Annotated in this window: 18 protein-coding genes; 4 read left to right on the forward strand and 14 right to left on the reverse strand. The window is 61.7% G+C overall.

Annotated features, from left to right (window positions below; genetic code table 11):
* Positions 1-249: 249 nt before the first annotated feature.
* The 10 genes from ACSJJT_RS11780 to ACSJJT_RS11825 form a co-directional block, all read right to left on the reverse strand.
* Positions 250-405, reverse strand: a complete 156-nt coding sequence (locus ACSJJT_RS11780) for a hypothetical protein (RefSeq protein ID WP_435918461.1) — start codon at positions 403-405, stop codon at positions 250-252.
* 333 nt (positions 406-738) lie between these two features.
* Positions 739-1,218: a GNAT family N-acetyltransferase gene (locus ACSJJT_RS11785; RefSeq protein ID WP_023035070.1), complete on the reverse strand. Its 480-nt coding sequence runs from the start codon at positions 1,216-1,218 to the stop codon at positions 739-741.
* Positions 1,219-1,440: 222 nt separating this feature from the next.
* Complete coding sequence (locus tag ACSJJT_RS11790; protein ID WP_323457809.1) at positions 1,441-1,617, reverse strand: HigA family addiction module antitoxin; 177 nt, start codon at positions 1,615-1,617, stop codon at positions 1,441-1,443.
* 49 nt (positions 1,618-1,666) lie between these two features.
* Positions 1,667-1,762, reverse strand: a complete 96-nt coding sequence (locus tag ACSJJT_RS11795) for a hypothetical protein (RefSeq protein ID WP_435918490.1) — start codon at positions 1,760-1,762, stop codon at positions 1,667-1,669.
* A 404-nt stretch (positions 1,763-2,166) separates the two neighbouring features.
* Complete coding sequence (locus ACSJJT_RS11800; protein ID WP_435918462.1) at positions 2,167-2,763, reverse strand: hypothetical protein; 597 nt, start codon at positions 2,761-2,763, stop codon at positions 2,167-2,169.
* Positions 2,764-3,606: 843 nt separating this feature from the next.
* Complete coding sequence (locus ACSJJT_RS11805; protein WP_435918463.1) at positions 3,607-4,197, reverse strand: DUF3267 domain-containing protein; 591 nt, start codon at positions 4,195-4,197, stop codon at positions 3,607-3,609.
* A 283-nt stretch (positions 4,198-4,480) separates the two neighbouring features.
* Positions 4,481-4,867 (reverse strand): hypothetical protein, encoded by a 387-nt coding sequence (locus ACSJJT_RS11810; protein ID WP_435918464.1) that lies wholly within the window; start codon positions 4,865-4,867, stop codon positions 4,481-4,483.
* Positions 4,868-5,675: 808 nt separating this feature from the next.
* A complete protein-coding gene (locus tag ACSJJT_RS11815; RefSeq protein ID WP_435918465.1) occupies positions 5,676-6,917 on the reverse strand; it encodes a hypothetical protein in 1,242 nt (413 codons plus the stop codon).
* Between the two features lie 418 nt (positions 6,918-7,335).
* Positions 7,336-8,409 carry a redox-regulated ATPase YchF gene (ychF, locus tag ACSJJT_RS11820; RefSeq protein WP_435918466.1) on the reverse strand — a complete coding sequence of 358 codons (1,074 nt, stop codon included), beginning with the start codon at positions 8,407-8,409 and terminating at the stop codon, positions 7,336-7,338.
* Positions 8,410-8,463: 54 nt separating this feature from the next.
* On the reverse strand, positions 8,464-9,744 hold the full coding sequence (locus tag ACSJJT_RS11825; RefSeq protein ID WP_435918467.1) for a M18 family aminopeptidase: 1,281 nt from the start codon (positions 9,742-9,744) through the stop codon (positions 8,464-8,466).
* 78 nt (positions 9,745-9,822) lie between these two features.
* Here ACSJJT_RS11825 and ACSJJT_RS11830 point away from each other — a divergent pair, with 78 nt between their 5' ends.
* Positions 9,823-11,109 (forward strand): DNA recombination protein RmuC, encoded by a 1,287-nt coding sequence (locus tag ACSJJT_RS11830; RefSeq protein WP_435918468.1) that lies wholly within the window; start codon positions 9,823-9,825, stop codon positions 11,107-11,109.
* Here ACSJJT_RS11830 and ACSJJT_RS11835 read toward each other — a convergent pair.
* The gene (locus tag ACSJJT_RS11835; RefSeq protein ID WP_435918469.1) at positions 11,053-12,024 is read right to left on the reverse strand and encodes a 4-hydroxy-3-methylbut-2-enyl diphosphate reductase; all 972 of its coding nucleotides are present in this window, start codon (positions 12,022-12,024) and stop codon (positions 11,053-11,055) included. The two genes, ACSJJT_RS11830 and ACSJJT_RS11835, sit on opposite strands and share 57 nt — an antisense overlap.
* A gap of 144 nt (positions 12,025-12,168) precedes the next feature.
* Between ACSJJT_RS11835 and xseA the strand changes: the two genes are divergently transcribed.
* Positions 12,169-13,416 (forward strand): exodeoxyribonuclease VII large subunit, encoded by a 1,248-nt coding sequence (gene xseA / locus ACSJJT_RS11840; protein WP_435918470.1) that lies wholly within the window; start codon positions 12,169-12,171, stop codon positions 13,414-13,416.
* The gene (locus ACSJJT_RS11845; protein ID WP_435918471.1) at positions 13,413-13,664 is read left to right on the forward strand and encodes an exodeoxyribonuclease VII small subunit; all 252 of its coding nucleotides are present in this window, start codon (positions 13,413-13,415) and stop codon (positions 13,662-13,664) included. Before xseA ends, ACSJJT_RS11845 begins: the two co-directional genes overlap by 4 nt.
* 146 nt (positions 13,665-13,810) lie before the next feature.
* On the opposite strand, the gene phoH2 is transcribed toward ACSJJT_RS11845, so the two are convergent.
* Both phoH2 and trhA read right to left on the reverse strand, forming a co-directional pair.
* A complete protein-coding gene (phoH2, locus tag ACSJJT_RS11850) occupies positions 13,811-15,190 on the reverse strand; it encodes an RNA 5'-3' helicase PhoH2 (protein ID WP_435918472.1) in 1,380 nt (459 codons plus the stop codon).
* Positions 15,191-15,306: 116 nt separating this feature from the next.
* Positions 15,307-15,975, reverse strand: coding sequence for a PAQR family membrane homeostasis protein TrhA (gene trhA / locus ACSJJT_RS11855; RefSeq protein ID WP_435918473.1), 669 nt, complete (start codon positions 15,973-15,975; stop codon positions 15,307-15,309).
* Between the two features lie 152 nt (positions 15,976-16,127).
* On the opposite strand from trhA, the gene uppS reads away from it, so the two are divergent.
* Positions 16,128-16,949 (forward strand): polyprenyl diphosphate synthase, encoded by an 822-nt coding sequence (gene uppS, locus ACSJJT_RS11860; RefSeq protein WP_435918474.1) that lies wholly within the window; start codon positions 16,128-16,130, stop codon positions 16,947-16,949.
* 18 nt (positions 16,950-16,967) lie between these two features.
* Here the strand turns inward: uppS and ACSJJT_RS11865 are convergent, their stop codons facing one another.
* Entirely contained in the window at positions 16,968-18,980 is a 2,013-nt protein-coding gene (locus ACSJJT_RS11865; protein WP_435918475.1) for a thioredoxin domain-containing protein, read from the reverse strand.
* Positions 18,981-19,022: the final 42 nt, after the last annotated feature.

Here is a 19,022-nt window from a genome sequence, read left to right on the forward strand (position 1 = left end):
CCAGCGAGAGTCGGCTCACCACGACCACGCAACCACTAGTCCCAACCGACGACCGAGATCATTGGTCGCGTTCGAGCAGGGAATCCCGACGCTGCGGCCGAGATCTGGCACCTCGTCAGCAGTCTCCGGATCAGTATGACGAAGTCAGTTCAGCACGTCCCGCAGGTGAGCTTTAGACGTCGGCAACATAGATGGTCTCCGGCTAAGCTAGCTCCGAGTCACGAAAGTACAGGTTGCGGATCGATCGCTTCACGACAAGGTCAACGTCACGATCGACAATCCCCCCAGCTCGTCGCGCAAACCACAGAAATCCTCAAAGGGATCCGACTGGCCAGGAATGAAGTCGACCAAGAAATCGACGTCACTGTCAGCGTCGAGCCCTCCCCACACCAAAGGACCAAACACGGCCAGTTCCGCGACGCTGTGCCGTTTCGCGGCGCGACTGATCGCGTCTCAGTCGATGCTCACGGCGATGGCCATACCCTCCAATGTCGCACCGGGTGAGTAGTTACCGGTCTACGTGCATGTCCGGTTCGACACCGGATCGCTCACCAGGCACAAGAGGGGTGGCCGAGATCCTGGTCGCGACGGATGCTCATCGAGGCCCACGACCATGCAGCTGCCCCGCGAGCCCGCCTGCTGACGAGCCTCAACTGATATTCGCGATCACCGATCGAACCCAGCGTGCCAGCAAGCCCACATTCCGGACCCCACGCCCAGATTCAGTCACCATTCCTCTTATGCCACGCGGTATTCCATCTCGATGCCAGTAAAGGGTTTTCCATCAATAGTGGTCGTAGCGCCAACGCGAGTTTGGCAAAAGCCCAGCGACTCGTAGAGGTTGATGGCATTCGTATTGTGCTGGTATACGCCGAGTTCGACGACGCTTGCATCAACGGCTTTCGTTGCCGTTTCTATCAGTCCAACGACCGTCGCCCGTCCCAGACCTCGCCCACGACAGGCCGGGGCCACGATAATGCGCCCGATTCGAACCCGACCACTAGCCAAGAGCTTGTAGGAACCAGACGCCACCAGCATGTCGTTGACCTTCATCGCCAAGACCACCCAGCCATCGTCAGACGTAGCAAGCAGATCCCTCCCGGTCAACGGGAAAGGCAGACGCGCCCCTCCGAACAACATGACATCTGCGCGACTATGAAGCCACCCGGCGACACAATCTGCCATGCGCTCGTCAAGCACATCGATTCGCACGTTCATCCTTCTTTTCCTCTGCCATGGCCACCGTCTCACAGCCCGATGTGAAAACGAATAACCGCTTGCGTTTGAGGCGCTGCTGGAGCCCACGCCAGCAACATACATCAGTCACGCCACGTGCAGCGGCATGATCTGCTCAGCTGCCGCGTCTTCCGCACGGTCGAGCTCGTAGTGGCTCTGCACATTGGTCCAGAATGTCGCCGAGATTCCGAAGTACTTCGCGAGTCACAATGCGGTGTCCGCTGAGATCCCTCGCTTGCCGTGCACGATCTCGTTGATCCGCCGCGGCGGCACACCTATCGACACAGCGAGCTTGTGCTGTGTGATCCCGAAGCCCTCGATGAAGTCCTCCATGAGAACTTCTCCCGGATGGATCGGCTCGATCTCGTCAGTAGTAGTCAACGATCTCCACCTCCCCTGGTCCGGCGTCTGTCCATCTGAAACAAATCCGTCACTGGTCATTGATTCTGATGCTGTCCTGACCAGCTCGGTCGCCCTTGAGCACCTCGAGTCGGTTACCAGGTGGAACGCGGAGGTCTTCGAGCATCTCCGCAGATCCCACCTGACGAAGCTTGCGCAATGCCACCCGGAGGATTCGGGGATCATGGCGGGCACACGCTCACGATGCCACACCCGCTCGGTGTCTTTGCTCCCGAACGATCTGATCACGCGCCCAGCATATAATGGGCTCCGTCAATAGCGCTACACGTTAAACTGGAACTCCGCGACCATCGAGGCAATGCCGAGCAGTGCGGTGATATGACTCGCTGCCATCTTCGGTCTTTCCCGGCACACACCGAGAAAGACGGGAATGTTCCCCGGTTGGACCCAGGACGTGATGTGTTCTTTTAACGAGACCCCATCATCTCATAGAATCAGACACTTGTCCCACACAGCGCAAGTCACACTCCAATCCACGCAACGACACTATTGCCATAGTGGCATTTTGTTCTATCTAACATCCAACCATGAGTACCATTTCATAATGGAGTCATGGCGGATCGATGGCGCTTCAGTGATGAGAGTGATCCGGGTAGAAGCGATCTCACCTTCGCTGACATCGAAACCGTCCCCGACGGCCATCTTATCAATTTCTGGAAGTATATCCTTCAGATCCAGCAAGGATATCTCTGACTCCATCCAGTATATTGATATATTGAGCTCCTTGGCTCTCCTGTTGTACCTGGCCCGAAACTCCTCCGAAACGTGAGTTGCAGATATCGTGAGAGTTAGGAGGTCATCAATTTGACAACAAAGAAGCCCATTCCGATAAGAGTCGATATCGTGATACACATCCTGGACCAAATGAGCAACGGCAGAAGCTCGCCAGGCTGCTATCTCGTCAGGCTTTGCAGTTTCCTCGAGAATGCGAGTCGCGAAAGAGCGTGAGACTCCAAACTGTACAGCCACATCATTCACATTGGCTCCGAGCTCATTCAACTTGTTTCCCAAGTAATGCAGCGTCGATATCAACGATTCTTCGTCTATCTCGAATCTGGTTGCCGCTAACCGAAAGACTTCGGCCTCCGCCTTCAAATTGTCCATCATGCCTCAACTCTGCAACTTTTAGCCCCACTGAGACTGGATACCACCAGCCCGAACTGAGCACTGTGAACATGGGGTAAGCAACCACGTCATATCGCGCCTTATGGCTGTTTCTACAAGGATTAGTTGCCACTGCAGAGATAACACGAGAGTACGGGCCATTTGGCGGGGTACAACCGCTGACCTTTTTTAAAAAGAAACTGCCCCTCGTCTTGTTGGCGAAGCTCAATATGAAGAGAGTGTCTATAAAAGTCATTTGGACTCGCCGTCGAAACGCAGCTTGTCTGCGCACCCCACTCAAGCCGATTCTTGATAACCATAACGGTATGAAACTTTCCCGTACATATTCCCGCATCAAATGATGATCTATTGGACGATATGGACGATTGTTTTGGATTACCAGAAGGACCGATTATCCAAGATCCATCCTCTGATACCATGGTATATCCATCGTGTGATTCAATCCGAGCCCCATCGACATCTATTCCTGCTTCGTATGCAGCTGAGAGCAAGGGGCTAGACAAACGATCTGAATGTGTTGACCTGGCCTCCATTCCATCCGCAAGTGCCCTCGTTGCAACACTCCAGGGACAGCGCACATGTCATACATAGGCCAAGAGCGACCATCGTACTTCCTTGGGTGCACCATAAATCTCTTCCCTTTATGCGCTAACTATGTTGCTTGAGGCTAGAACTGTAAATACTTGGTAGTGTATAGCACTTTGTCTTGTCCGCTCTTGAGACCTGTGCCCTGAACCTTACGGGCAGTCTTGACTGCTCCGGCTCCCATGCATTCGGCCCCGGCGGAAGCCACGCTGAGCCGGAAGCTTCCGGTGAAACGTCAACTCAATCACGATGCCCGCGGGCGGCAGTGTTCTCCGGCGGATGAATACGAATCCCGGTCTGACGGTCCTCAATGAAGCTGCCCTGCGGTGTCCGCGACGCGCGGGCGACGAGGGCGAGGTCCCCGACACACCCGCCCAGGTGAATCGCCCCCGGCACGACCGCTGCCCCGCCCATCGGCCCGTAGGCGGCCCAAGAAAGAGTCGCCGAGGTGAGCAGTACGAGTGGGGCCAGGGCGACGTAATCGAACGCACGCCGGGACGTCCGAACCCCGAGCGCGGTCGTCGTCAAACCCACGACAACCCGGCCGACACGCGCCACCCCGAAAGTCGGTCGATGCCCAAGGGTGAGCAATGCCAGCCCGTGACCAAGCTCGTGGACAACAATAAGGACGACGGTGACCGCGATAACCACGACCACATCGGTCAGTCCGAAGCGGCCTCCTGAGGCACTGCGCGACAGAGCCCACGCTGCAAAGTGACCGACGAATCCCAACACGGTGAGAGCCACACCGACCAAGTTGATCCAGGCCCACTGGGCCTTGGACGGCGTCCAGTCGACGGCTCTGGGCGAGCCGGAAGGGTCACCACTCACGGCCCTCAGCCTAGTATCCTGATCCCCTTAATCCATTAACTCGTCTCAGGTGTCGCGCCATGCCTGGGACCGGTGGCATGGCGTTGTCGGTCAGCTCACGACACCGGAACTCCGGCGGCTTACCAACAGGCAGCCCGGACTCCTTTCCTGAGGCCATTATCGCCTCAGAATCAGTGTCCGGGAAACTCGGTCATGCCTCTGCCATGACAACTACACATTGAACCTAAACTCGACAACCATCGAGCCCGTCGGCATGAGTTGAGCAGGGCCGACCAGTCCCGCTTCACTTACAGGCGGGCACGCGAAAGGCCAGATACTCGTCGTCACACGAGAACCCCAAGGACTCAACCACCTCGCGCTCTGAAAGATCTGCGAAATAGACGAAGTCTGAGTACCCACGGGTGGTAGCCGTAGAGATCCAGGTCGAGAGCATGGCACGCAGGGTCGCATCATCCAGAGCCGACGCCGCCAACACCGGCTGGCCATCCCCTCCCGTGACGCAGATCCACTCTCCCCAATGCGCCCGAATACGATCGGCGCGCCACCAGAAGCCGTGACCAGTCAATCGGTCGAAGAGTCGCGCGAACTCGTCCTGCTCATCATCAGCAAAGACGTGCGCCTCTGGGGAACCGGCCAGATTGATCCCCTCAAACGGGAGACAGTGTTCCAACAGCTCTCCCGCACTTTTCAACCAAGCACGCGCTGTTACATGACGGTGGGAGATCCCCACAATGATCGAGGCGAGTGGGTGTCGCTCCTGCATGTTGGCGAGGAGCTGCGCATACACCGCCTCGTGACTGTTGACGGCGACAGGGCCGCACACCGTCTGAGCGTTCTTCGCATCGGACAGAAAGAAGCCACACGCCCCCATGATCACAGGACCGCACCGAACGATGTACAACTCGTCACCTTCGCGTTCTGGATGCGAGCTCCACACCCTCGCGCGACTTCTTCCCGGCCAGAGGAAAACCGACCTGCCCCGACTGCACGAACGGCCACAACGCAACAGCCGCCTCATGCACCTCACGCTCCGTGGCGGCGACGGTTACTTCCATCGACCCCATACCCACACGTTATCGTCAGCCGCCTTAAATCCGAGCCGTGATTACCCACAAGAATCAATGACGATGTGCTACGCAGCAGACCCAATGTGGTGCAGATCGTTCCACTGACACGAACCACCAGACCGAGCGGGCAGAGATTTATATGGAGCCCGACCTCTGCAGCTACTCCATCGTGGGCCTCGGACTTGTTGAGCGCCCCGCGCCATACTTCGTGATCGAACATATCTTCGATGACAAAAGATGTAGCGCATAGGATCATAGAAGTAGACCTTGGGTACCAGATCGGGAACCAAGGCCCCATGTGTCTGGAGAGATTCGACCTCATGGCGTGCCCGGTCGGGAGTCATAGGCCGCCCCTCGCCCGTCATCCGGACGTATGGCAGCGCTAGCTTGATGTAAAGACCCCACCCGTCTTCATCTTTTAACAGGAAGACGAGGTTGAGATTGCCGTCGCCGATTTCCCGAACTGATGCCACGCGCCCCAGGTGCCCGACCGCAAATGTCGCTGACGAACAGGCTGACGCCGACCAAGAGAGCTGTTACGCCAACGATCCATCCAATGGCTGTGGTCGAGATGAGAAGTCCGCCGCCGCATTGGTCCATCGCCGTGATAACCCATGCCTTCGCGTCAATACTTCCCGAAGCGATATCCGTCGGTGCGGCGCTGGTGCAGAATGTCTGGCTGACCCCAGATCGCAGAGCGGCGGCGTCAATAACTGGTCGCAGGAGCCCACGGGGGCCGCCCAAAAAATGGCTCAATCCGACGAGAACCACGACGAACAGTCCTGGACATAGGACGCGCCGAAGCCAACTGTTCGTGGAATTTGGAAACAAGGACGCTATCGCGACGATAAGACCGAACGCATAGCCTGCGACAGCCCCGGCGGCAGGATAATCCAGCATCGAGCGTGGCGTGATCGTGTTAAGTACTGCGGCGCTCTTTGCCGGCTGTGTGAGGATCGGCATTACAAGCCTCGCGAGAGGCACGAGCGAGGCCATAACGGCACCGACTGCTCCACCGTATCCAATCCATGTGGCGATGCGACGCACACACGAGCCGACTCCCAAACGCAACTGCAGGAATTTGATCCGCCGGAGGAGGGATAAGAGCGCGATGCAGATGAATGCTGAGACGGTGAGAAGACAGCTGATCACCAACATGTTGTAGCTGATTGCAGCAGAGAGCACCGCCGATACGATGCCATCATTCACACCAGTGATACTCACAAAAATCCCGACTAATACGACAACAACGATTGCGATGTATATCACCCCTACGATCCAGATCATTGTGGGAATAGAGACAACATTGTCGAAGCTGTCGGCCGTGATATGAACTTCCCGCCACCCGCAAGGCGCGGCAAGTGTGAAGAACCGTTTGGCCTTGGACTTTGTCTCTTGCCATGTCCTATCGCAGCGATATCGCACGTACGCGCGCACTGTTGTGGAGCCCTGGCGCTCGGCTCCCTGGAGGAGTCTGCACGTTACATACGCCGTGCTCATAGCAATGAGCGCCACGGGATAGACCGCCAACACAGACCTCGGAGCGATAACCATGGTCGCTACGGCGAGTGCCGCAGACACAATGCTGATCTCTTTCGTGGCCGCGAGGCTTCGAAGGTGGTCACGAGCGAACGCAGCTTTCAACTTCGTCATCGCGATCCGGACAACTACACAGACAACTAAGAGGGCAACTAGCGTCCCAATATGCATGGAACAATCATTGTTCCATGCTCTAACATCCAGTCCATTCGTACGAACCACTCGTGCGCCAGTGCCCGAACGTGACAGGCTCCTCCAACCAGGAGGCCTGCTTGCGCAACTCCCCAACGACGAAGGTTTCGGGTAGATGCCCGAAGTCGATGAGTGACGTCGGGTCAATGCCGGTGGGGTGTCTCCGGGGAAGGGAGCCGGAGTAAACGAGCGGTCAACCCTGATTTAACAACGTGAACCTCTGGCTTCGCGCTCACACGCGAGCGAAGGTTCTTACCCCCGGAGGGACGACGCACGACCAGAAAACGGGCCCTCAAGAGGCGAGAATGATTCTAGGCAGTGGGCCGACTGAGGCCCGCTATCAGACGTTGAATCTAAACTCGACCACGTCACCGTCCTGCATGACGTAGTCCTTGCCTTCCAGACGCAACTTTCCAGCGGCCTGGGCCTCCTTCTCTCCACCGAACTCGACGAGGTCGTCGAAGGACATCACCTGGGCCTTGATGAACCCCTTCTGAAAGTCGGTGTGGATGACGCCGGCAGCCTCGGGAGCAGTGTCGCCCTTGCGGATCGTCCATGCTCGGGACTCCTTGTCCCCAGCAGTCAGGAAGGTCTGCAGACCGAGGGTGTCGAAACCGACACGGGCGAGCTTGTCCAGACCGGGCTCCTCGATACCGGCGTCGGCGAGGAACTCGGCGGCATCCTCAGGCTCCATCTCGGCCAGCTCGGCCTCGAACTCGGCGTCCAGGAAGATCGCCTCAGCGGGAGCAACCAGCTCCTCCATCTTGGCCTGGAAATCGGCGTCACCCAGCTGATCCTGATCGCAGTTGAAGACGTAGATGAAGGGCTTTGTCGTCAACAGGAACAGATCGTGCAGCGGCTCGGGATCAAGCCCAGCCGAGAAGATCGTCCTGCCTTCCTCGAGCACCTTCTTGGCCTGCTCCCACGCCTCGGCCTTGGGGCGCGACTCCTTCTTAATCGCGGCTTCTTTCTGCAGCTTGGGCAGCTGCTTCTCCATCGTCTGCAGGTCGGCAAGCACCAGCTCGGTGGTGATGGTCTCGATGTCGTCGGAAGGATCCACGTGACCATTGACGTGGGTGACGTCGTCGTCGTCGAAACACCTCGTCACCTGGCAGATGGCGTCGGCCTCACGAATGTTGGAGAGGAACTCGTTACCCATCCCCTCGCCCTTGCTGGCGCCCTTGACGATTCCAGCGATGTCGACGAAGGACACCGTCGCGGGAATGGTCTTGGCGGAGTGGAACATCTCCGTCAGCACGTCCAGACGCTTGTCCGGAACCCCGACCACGCCGACATTCGGCTCAATGGTCGCAAAGGGATAGTTCGCCGCCAGGACGTCATTCTTGGTCAGCGCGTTGAACAGGGTCGACTTGCCGGCGTTGGGAAGACCGACGATTCCAATCGTAAGTGCCACGTCGAGTCATGGTAGTCGCCGCCTGCGACAAGGGCGACGGCGACACCGCCGGCCTCAGGCTCCCTGCCAGTATGCCGCCAGGGCAGCCGTGATGTACTCCAGGTCCTTGACGCCGGCGAGCTCGCGGGTGGAGTGCATCGACATCAGCGGAACGCCGACGTCAACCGTCAGCATGCCGAGCCTCGTCGCCGTCAGCGGCCCAATCGTCGAGCCACACGGCACCGAATTGTTCGACACGAACTCCTGGGTCGGCACCCCGGCCGTCGCACAAGCACGCTTCCACAGCGCCCCGCCGACACCATCAGTGGCGTACCGCTGGTTGGCATTGATCTTGAGCAGCGGACCCTCGTTGAGCAGCGGATGGTTGGCCGGATCGAACTTCTCGACGTAATTGGGATGCACGCCGTGGCCGGCATCCGAGGACACGCACGACGACCTCGCGATCATCGCCCGGTAAGCCGCGCCCGTCATGCCAAGACCCTCAGCAATCCGCACCAGGACGTCCTCGAGGAAGGGCCCACAGGCGCCGGATCGAGTCGACGAGCCGACCTCCTCATGATCGAAACACGCCATGAGCGCCACGTCATCAGTGGGCGTGACATCGACGAAGGCGGCCACCGAGGAATGCACCGAGGACAGGTTGTCCATGCGCTGGCTGGCCAGAAACTCCCCGTAAGGCCCGATGACGGCCGGGGACTGGGTCAGGTGGGCGAAGATGTCGTGGAAGGCGAGGTTGGAACGCTTGATGCCGGCCTCCTCACACAGCAGGTCCTCGACGTCGAGGTCGGGGCGACCCACCGACAGGATCGGCATGAGGTGACGCTGACGATCCAACGTGAGGTCGTCGTTGACGGTGCGGTCCAGGTGCGGGGCCAACTGGCTGATGCGCAGGATCGGGCCGGTGCGCACGAGATGCACCTGGCCATCCTTGGTGACGAGACGGCCGGACAGGCCGAGGTCGCGGTCGAGCCAGGAGCTCAGCAGACCACCGCCGTAGACCTCCATGCCGACCTGCTGCCAGTCCTGATTGGTGACGGTGGCATTCGGCTTGAGCTTGAAGGACGGGGAGTCGGTGTGGGAGCCGACGATCCTGACGCCAACCTTGTCAGTGACCTTCTCCGGGGTGACCCAGGCAATGACCGCTCCGTCACGGACCACGTAGCAACGTCCCTCGACCGACGACCACGACTCGGTCTCCTCAAGCTTCTGGAACCCGGCCCCGTCAAGCCGTCGCGCCAGCTCGGCGGCCGCATGATACGACGTGGGAGACGCCTCCACGAAGGAGATGATGTCGCGGATGTGATCCGAAGTCGCGGTGTCAACCATGGCGACCATTCAACCATCATCCGTTGTTCTCCACGGTGGAACACGACCGTCGTCAACCATGTCGGAGGCGGCTGCGACCCTCGTGCCATGACGAACATCGTTGTCGGGCTCATTGGTCTGGTCATCGGTCTGGCCATCGGAGTGGGTATCGGTTGGCTCATCGCCCAGTTGAGGGCCTCCCAGCGGGTCGCTGAAGCCACCACGACGGCGCAGGTTGCCACCGAGCGTCTGGAGGCTGCCGAGAAGGTCACCGCCGACCGTGACGCCCTGGCCACACAGTTCCGGGCGCTGTCCGCCCAATCCATGGCCGATCAGGACGAACGCTCCACCCGGGCGGCGCAACGGACGATGAGTGACGCCCAACGCCTGCTCGCCCCCGTCTCCCTTGCCTTGGAACGGCTGGACCGGCGGCTGGCCGAGGTGGAACAAGAACGCACAGCCATGACGGCGAGTCTCCGCGAGCAGGTCGCCGGGGTGAGCAACGCCGGGGAGAACCTGCGCAAGGAGACCGCCAGCCTCGTCACCGCCCTACGCAAACCGCAGGTGCGCGGCGCCTGGGGCGAGATGCAGTTGCAGCGCACCGCCGAGGTGGCCGGAATGCTGGAACACTGCGATTTTCAGACCCAGCAGACAACGACCGCCCAGGGCACTCCTCAGCGTCCCGACATGACGGTGAGGCTCTCGGGTGATCGGTGCATCCACATCGACGCCAAAACTCCATTGGCGGCCTTCCTCGACGCCGCCGAGTGCGAGGATCCCGAGGAGTACGACGCCCAGATGGCGCGGTTCGCCCGCCACGTGCGAACCCACATCGACCAGTTGTCGGCCAAGGGGTACTGGCGCACAGACCTGGACTCCCCGGAATTCGTGGTGTGCTTCCTGCCGTCCGATGCCTTCCTCCAGGCCGCCCTGCAGGAAATGCCTGATCTGCACGAGTACGCCAACCGTCGTGGAATCGTGCTCGCCAGCCCGTCAGTTCTCATCCCGATGCTGAGAACGGTCGCCCTGGCATGGCGTCAGGAAGCCGTCACACAGTCCGCGGCGGAGGTCGCCGCGCTGGGACGCGACCTGCACAAGAGGCTCGGCACCCTGGCCGGAAATCTCGACAAGATGGGACGATCCCTCAACTCGACGGTGCGCGCATACAACACCCTGTTGGGTGGCATGGAGACAAGGGTTCTCGTCCAGGCCCGGCGGTTCGAGGATCTCGGGGTCACCGACGAGGACATTTCCTCACCTGCGCCGATCGAGGAGACAGCACGCCCCCTCACAGCGCCGGAACTGACGGAGCATCAGGGCGAGGACGACTCCCCTACCTCAGTTGGCGGCCGTGCGACGCTTACGCAGCTGCGGAGGCAGGGCGAAGGACAGTGACTCCTCGATGAGGGTCTCCTCCTCGGCCTGCGGCCAACCCTTCGAGGTGAGCAGGTCGAGCACACCCTGGACGAGGGTCTCCGGCACCGACGCACCCGAGGTGACACCGATGCTGTCGACCCCGTCGAGCCAGGACTCCTCGATCTCACCGGCATTGTCGACGCGGTAGGACGCCTTGGCCCCCGACTCGAGGGCGACCTCGACCAGGCGGCCGGTGTTCGACGAGTTCTTCGACCCCACCACGATGACGAGGTCGCACTTGGGAGCCATCTGCTTGACGGCATGCTGACGGTTCTGGGTGGCGTAGCAGATGTCGTCGGACGGCGGATCGATGAGCTGGGGGTGCAGCTGACGGATCCGGTCGACGGTCTCCACCGTCTCGTCAACGCTCAGGGTCGTCTGGGACAGCCACGCCACCGGACGATCAGGGTCCAGCTGCAGACCATCGACGTCCTCGGGGGTCTGCACAAGAGTGATGTTCTCGGGAGCCTCACCCGTCGTCCCCTCGACCTCCTCGTGGCCGGCGTGGCCGATGAGCAGGATCTGGGTGTCGTCGTTGGCGAACCTCTTGGCCTCGTGATGCACCTTCGTCACCAGCGGGCAGGTGGCATCAATGGTCCGCAGACCACGATTGGCCGCTTCGTTCTTGACTTGGGGGGAGACGCCGTGGGCCGAGAAGACCACCAAGGCGTCATCGGGCACCTCGTCGAGCTCGTCGACGAAGATGGCACCGCGCTCCTCCAGGGTCTCCACGACGTGACGGTTGTGCACGATCTGCTTGCGCACGTACACCGGCGCACCGTAGGCCTCCAACGCCTTCTCGACGGTCACGACCGCGCGATCAACGCCAGCGCAGTAACCGCGCGGTGCGGCGAGAAACAGCCTCTTGTCAGTGTCAGCCCCCGAAACAGCCATGGCTCCGAGTCTACGGGTACGCCATCATCTGGCGAATCTCCTCGAATTCGCCTATCGAGGATGCGATGACGCCGGGCCCGGAGGATACCTCGCGCCCAAGCCACTTCCTGCAGACTGTCGTCATCCTCGGATAGCGTGTCGCCCATGGCAGAGCTGAACACCGCTGACAATCCCCGCTCCTTGGCGTGGGTCGTCAACGCCGTCAAGGTGTGGGTGGAGCGCTGCGGGGCGATTTGGGTGCAAGCCCAGGTCATCGAGGTCACCCGCCGTTCGGGCCCGACCCAGTTCCTCACCCTGCGCGACCCGACCGAGGAGATCTCGGCCAGCGCAACCTGCCACCGTCGCGTCCTCGATGCTGCGGGGCCAATCGAGTCAGGGATGACGGTCACCGCCCTCATCCGCCCGACGGTCTGGTCGCGTAGTGGTCGGCTCTCCTTCGAGGTCTCCGAGATCACTCCCACCGGCGAGGGGCAGCTGCTGGCCCAGTTGGAGAGGCGCAAACGTCTGTTGGAGGCCGAGGGACTCTTCGACGGCACCCTTCACAAGGCCATCCCGGTACTGCCGCGCGGAATCGGCCTCATCACGGGAGCTGGTTCCGACGCCGAGCGTGACGTTCAGCGTCATGCCACCCTGCGGTGGCCTGCTGCCCGATTCGTGGTGCGCAACACCCTGGTTCAGGGGTTCATGGCTGCCCAGCAGATCATTGCGGCCTTGGCTGAGCTCGACGCAGACCCCACCGTCGACGTCATCGTCATCGCACGTGGTGGCGGATCCCTTGAGGACCTCCTCCCCTTCAGCGACGAAGCCCTCGTCCGAGCGGTCTACGCCACCAGAACCCCGGTCGTCTCGGCCATCGGCCATGAACGTGACAACCCCATCCTCGACCTCGTCGCCGATCTACGAGCTTCCACTCCGACCGATGCCGGAAAGCTCATCGTCCCGGACGTCGCTGAGGAAGCCCAGGGTATCGAGACGGCCAGAACTCGGCTTCGCCAAACCGTCACGAGGTTTGTCGACATTGAGGTTGTTCGCCTCGCTCAGATACGTTCCCGCCCGGTGATGATCAATCCCACAGCCACCCTTGACGTCGCTGCCGAGAAACTCGCCTCGGCCCTCCAGCGTCTTCGCCTGGCAACCAACCGTGCCCTGGACTCCGAGGGCCGCGAGGTCAACCACATGCTGGAGCAGGTACGAGCGATGTCCCCCAAGGCCACCTTGGATCGCGGCTACGCCATTCTTGCCGACTCCGAGGGCGACTCCATCGCCTCCGTCGATGACACCGATCCGGGGGCGAATCTGTCGGTCTACCTGTCCGACGGGACCCTCGGCGTCACCGTCGATTCCCTTGACCGACGTACCCCGAACCGACCACCGTCCCAGGAGGATTCATGAGCGAGAAGAAGTCCGAGTCGACACCCGAGAAACCCACCTCCGAAGAGCCCGAGATCCCGTACGAGGCCGCCCGCGACGAGCTGGTCGGCATCGTCACCCGGCTGGAGTCCGGCGGCATCTCCCTGGCCGAGACCATGAAGCTGTGGGAACGCGGCGAAGCGCTCGCCGACATCTGTCAGACCTGGCTCGATGGGGCGCGCGCCCGCATTGAGGCGGCACGTTCCGAGGCCGAGGACTCCCAGGGCTGACTGGGCACCCACGACGGTCAGGACGTCTTCAGCATCCCCGCGTCGGCAGTGAGAGCCCAAGTTGGCATCGGCGACAACGACGACCTCCGAGGAAGCGACCGCCCCCGAATCGTTACAGATGCGCCACGCGGCGCCGTCTCAGCTGATCAACCGACCATGTCCTCCATGATGTTGGTCACCAGTGCGGCAATGGGCGAACGCTCCGACCTGGTGAGGGTGACGTGGCCGAACAGATCGTGTCCGCGCAACCGCTCAATGACAGCTGCCACACCGTCATAGCGACCCACCCGAAGGTTGTCTCGCTGCGCGACGTCGTGGGTGAGTACCACCCGAGAGTTCTGCCCGATTCGCGAGAGCACCGTCAGCAGCACGTTGCGCTCCAGGGACTGAGCCTCATCGACGATGACGAAGGCGTCATGGAGAGAACGTCCGCGAATGTGCGTCAGCGGTAGGATCTCCACCATGCCACGCGACATGACCTCTTCGATGACGTAGCTGTTCGTCACGCTGGTGAGGGTGTCGAGGACCGCCTGACCCCACGGGGCCATCTTCTCTCCCTCGTCACCGGGTAGATAGCCCAGATCCTGGCCACCGACGGCGTACAGCGGCCGGAAGACCATGACCTTCTTGTGGAGTTGACGCTCCAGCACCGCCTCAAGGCCAGCACACAGAGCCAGCGCCGACTTTCCGGTACCAGCTCGTCCTCCCATGGAGACGATGCCGACCTGCGGATCGAGCAGCATGTCGAGGGCGACCCGCTGCTCGGCCGAGCGGCCACGAATCCCGAAGGCCTCCTGATCATTGGGGATGAGCCGAGCCGAGGCGTCAGGCATTCTACGGGCCAGAGCACTGCCATTTGGCCCCTCGAGCACGAGTCCGGCGTGCACCGGGATCTCGTCAAAGATCGCGTCAACGACGTGCCCGTCCTCGTAGAGGGTCGAGATCATCTCATCGGGAACCTCAAGAGTGGCCATCCCCTTCCATCCGCTGTCCGGGACAAGTTCGTGCCGGTATTCCTCGGCCTCCACACCAATCGCCGAGGCTTTGACGCGCAGCGGCAAGTCTTTCGTCACCAGGACGACAGAATGCCCGGCCAGTCTGTAATTCTGGGCAACCGCCAGAATCCGAGTGTCGTTGTCACCGAGACGGAAGCCATCCGGCAGGCAATTCGGGTCGGAGTGGTTGAGCTCGACGAACAGCTCGCCTCCCTCGTCATTGACCGGCACCGGACCGACGAGGCCGCCGTTGTCGAGTCGCAACTTGTCGAGGATACGCAACGCCGCGCGGGCGAAATGTCCCAATTCCGGGTGATGACGTTTGCCCTCCAGCTCGGTGATGACGACGATCGGCACCACCACTTCGTGCTCGGCAAAGTTGAGCAGGGCGCGAGGATCGGACAGCAGCACCGAGGTGTCGATGACGTAGGTCCGCCTCCCCTCAGGTGCCTCCGGGATCGGGCTGTGGGCTCGCTCGGAGCCTTCTGGACGGACGGACACGAAAACCTCCCGTGACGTGAGAGGTCGCATCGAGGAAGGCAACGTCGTCGAGGCGTCGGAAGCGGCCCCTCTGGCATCAAACCTAGAGCCCGATCGGTGGCACCGAAGCAGATGGTCCGGCCATCCACCCAGAATTCATCAGACGGTCAGATGACAGCAAGACCAATGGCAACCGCATGACAGATCGCAGCCACCGCGGTGCACGTGTGGAAGACCTCGTGGAACCCGAACCACGTTGGTGACGGATTGGGCTTCTGACGGGCATACGCGACTGCACCGACCGTGTAGAACACCCCTCCGATGAGGATCAGAATGACCACCGCCGGCCCTCCCACACGCCAGAACTGCGGCAACCACCACAACGCCGTCCATCCCATGACGACGTAAAGGATCGTCGACGCCCATCTGGGAACGCCGTTCCACACGAACCGGAAGGCCACTCCGAGCAGGGCGCATGCCCAGATGATCGACAACAGGATCACCCGGGAGGCGCCCGCCGTCAGCGAAACGGCCAACGGGGTGTACGTACCAGCAATGAAGACCGCGATATTGGCGTGGTCGATGCGCCGCAGGACGTCCTTGATCGTCTCGCCCCACGGCACCCGGTGATAGATCGCCGAATTTCCGAACAGTTCCAAACCGGTGAGCATCCAGATCGCGACGGCGAACCGGTTCCCCCAGGTCGGCGTGGCGATCATGAGACCGACTCCGGCAAACAGGATCAGCGGTGCCATGACGGTGTGGACCCATCCACGCATCCTCGGTTTGGGGAGCACGGTGCCACGACTCTCGTCACTACTGCCTTGAGGCGACATATCCGACGAGTCTCCCCTCTTCTCAACAAACCTACGGTTCGGTAGGTTCCACCTCCACCCTACCCTGCCAACGAGGTCAGCCCACGACTCGATCTGTGCCTCACGGCGTGAGGTGCTGATCGCTTGCACCAAGCATTGACTAATCTGGACCCATGAGCAGCCTGGACCACCGTCTGTCGAAGGTCAGTGAGACCCTCGACCGCATGCACCCGTCCGGACTGCTCTACACCACCTATGAAGCTCGACTGCTCGACCAGCTCGATCGCAGCCGTCTGCCCCAGCACGTCGCCGTGCTGGCCGACGGCAACCGACGGTGGGCTCGCCTCAACGCGCCGGGACAACCGTTGGTGGCCGGTTATGAGGCGGGCGCGGATCGCCTCCGGGAGTTCTGTGCCTGGTGCGACGCCGTCGGTATCCCGATCATCACGCTGTGGGTTCTGTCGACCGACAACCTGCAGCGCGCGGAGACGGGCGAGCTTGGACCACTTCTCAAGGTCATCGGATCCCTCGTCGACTCCCTGGCAGAGAATCCACGCTGGCGGGTCCAGGCCGTCGGGGACCTCGATCTGCTTCCCGCCGACATGGCCGAGTCCCTCTGTCGCGCCGGTCGCAACTCGGCGGACCATGTCGGCATGCACATCAACGTCGCAGTGGCCTACGGCGGTCGTCACGAGCTGCGCGACGCCGTCCGCTCGCTGCTTGCCGAGGAAGCCGCGAAGGGCACCAGTCTGGCCGAGCTCGCGAAAACCCTCGAGATCGACCAGATCGAGGACCACCTCTACACCCGCGGTCAGCCCGATCCTGATCTCATCATTCGCACCTCGGGTGAGCAGCGACTGTCAGGCTTCCTCATGTGGCAGAGTGCCCACTCCGAATTCTACTTCTGCGAGGCCTTGTGGCCCGACTTCCGCAAGGTCGACTTCCTGCGGGCACTCCGCTCCTTCACCCAGCGGGAGCGGCGCTACGGTCGCTGACCCGCCAGGTGCACGATCTCAAACCCGCCGCCAGAGCGGTTCCTTGAGCTCCAGGTAATCGGTCACCGGCTCGAGGCACACCGTGCCACGGCACACCCAGCAGGTCGGCTGACCATCGCGCGGAACCCGATCCTCGAACCAGGTACCGAACCCGGACTCCTCACCAACTCGACGTATGATGGCCGACCCAGCCGGGGCCATGCGCCACGCCGCAACGGCCAGATCCGTGGGCTCCTCCTGAGTGTCGGCGATGACGACACCAGCCGGCTTGAGACCACGACGGGCCTCATCGGCGATGAGGAAGTCGGCCAGTGCCCATCCAGCAAAGCGAGGAGCGGACGCCACCACCGGCAGCAGGGCAGCGGAAGCCTCTTCCGCACGGCTGACGAAGTCGTCACGCTCAGCCATGAGGCCCACCCGGCGCAGGGCCATCATCATGACGGCCGTCGCGCTGGGGCTGGCATCGTCGGTCAGGGTGTGAGCGGTCACCGTCAGCAGATCCAAGCCCTCCGCGTCCACGAAGCTGCCATCGGGAGCACCGAACCGCGTCACGGCCTGGTCAAGCGCCTCGACCGCGCGGTCAAGCCACACCGACTTCCCCGTCGCACCAGCCAGACTGGCAAAGGACAGACCAACCCACGCGTAGTCCTCGCAGACTGCCGACGGTCCAGGACGATCGTGGAAGGAGGTGCGCAACAGGTCGCCGTCATGCCAGTGGGATGTCCACAGCGCCTCGGCCAGATCGCGAGCCTGCGACACCCAGGACCACTCGCGCAGGATCATTCCGGCCTCGACGAATCCGTCGACGAGCATGGCGTTCCACGCCGTGATGGCCTTCTCGTCGCGAGCAGGAGCACTACGCCGATCGCGAGCCTCCAGCAGAGTGTCCATGTCAGCGTTGATGCGCTCCCACTCAACCCGTCCGCGCAGCTGAAGGGTGCCCAGACCGTTCTCGTCGAAGGGCTCCAGGTGCACCAGCGGACGCAGCCACTCGGCCTCCTCGGCCCCCAGGACGTCCGTGACGAGATCCTGGCTCCAGAGGTAGTAGATCCCTTCGCGAGTGTGGCCGGCGGCGTCGGAGTCGGCGTCGAGTCCTGCGGCGTACAGGCCGTTCGGCAGCCGCATCTCCCGGTTGAGCCAAGACACGGTGCGACGAGCGGCGTGGGAGTACAGGTCGCGACGATCCGGGTCGTGGTCAGCGGTACGGCGCCAGCAGCGAGCCATCGTCCCCAACAGCAGGGCGTTGTCGTAGAGCATCTTCTCGAAGTGGGGCACCACCCACTGGGAATCCGTGGAGTAACGGTGGAATCCGCCACCGACCTGGTCGAAGATGCCACCGCGCACCAAGTGCTCACACGTGTTCTGCGCCATGTCGAGGCTGGTCGGATCTCCCTTGACCAGCAGCGCATCCAGCAGGGTGGCGTTCGGGAACTTCGTCGGCCCACCGAACCCGCCGTGCACGATGTCGTAGTCCGCTCCCACGGCGTCAATGAGCTCACCGGCAATCGGTCGTGGGGTGTCAGGAGCCTTCTCGATGGGACGCAGGTGCTCGACAATGGCGTCGGCCGAGGACACCACTTCGTCGCGACGCTCCCGCCACGCACCGCCGAGGGCCTCAACGAGTTCCACGAAGGCAGGCTGACCTCCCCGGCGCACCGGCGGGAAATAGGTACCGGCGAAGAAAGGCTTGCCGTCAGGAGTCAGGAAGACGGTGTTGGGCCAGCCACCCTGGCCAGTCATCGCCAGGGTAACCTGCATCAGCGCGGCGTCAACCTCGGGGCGCTCCTCGCGATCAACCTTGATGGCGACGACATTGGCGTTGACGACCTCAGCCGCGTCCGGATCGGAGAAGGACTCGAAGGCCATCACGTGGCACCAGTGGCAACTCGAGTACCCCACCGAGACCATGACTGGAACGTCGCGACGGCGTGCCTCGGCGAACGCTTCCTCTCCCCAGGGGAACCAGTCGACGGGGTTCGCGGCGTGTTGGAGCAGATACGGGCTGGTGGACTCGCCGAGGTGGTTGGGCATGGTCGTCAGCCTACGAGTACAATCCCGTTCCCGGCCAAGTGG

The organism is Cutibacterium nasicola, assembly GCF_051303185.1.
Taxonomy (GTDB): Bacteria; Actinomycetota; Actinomycetes; order Propionibacteriales; family Propionibacteriaceae; genus Cutibacterium.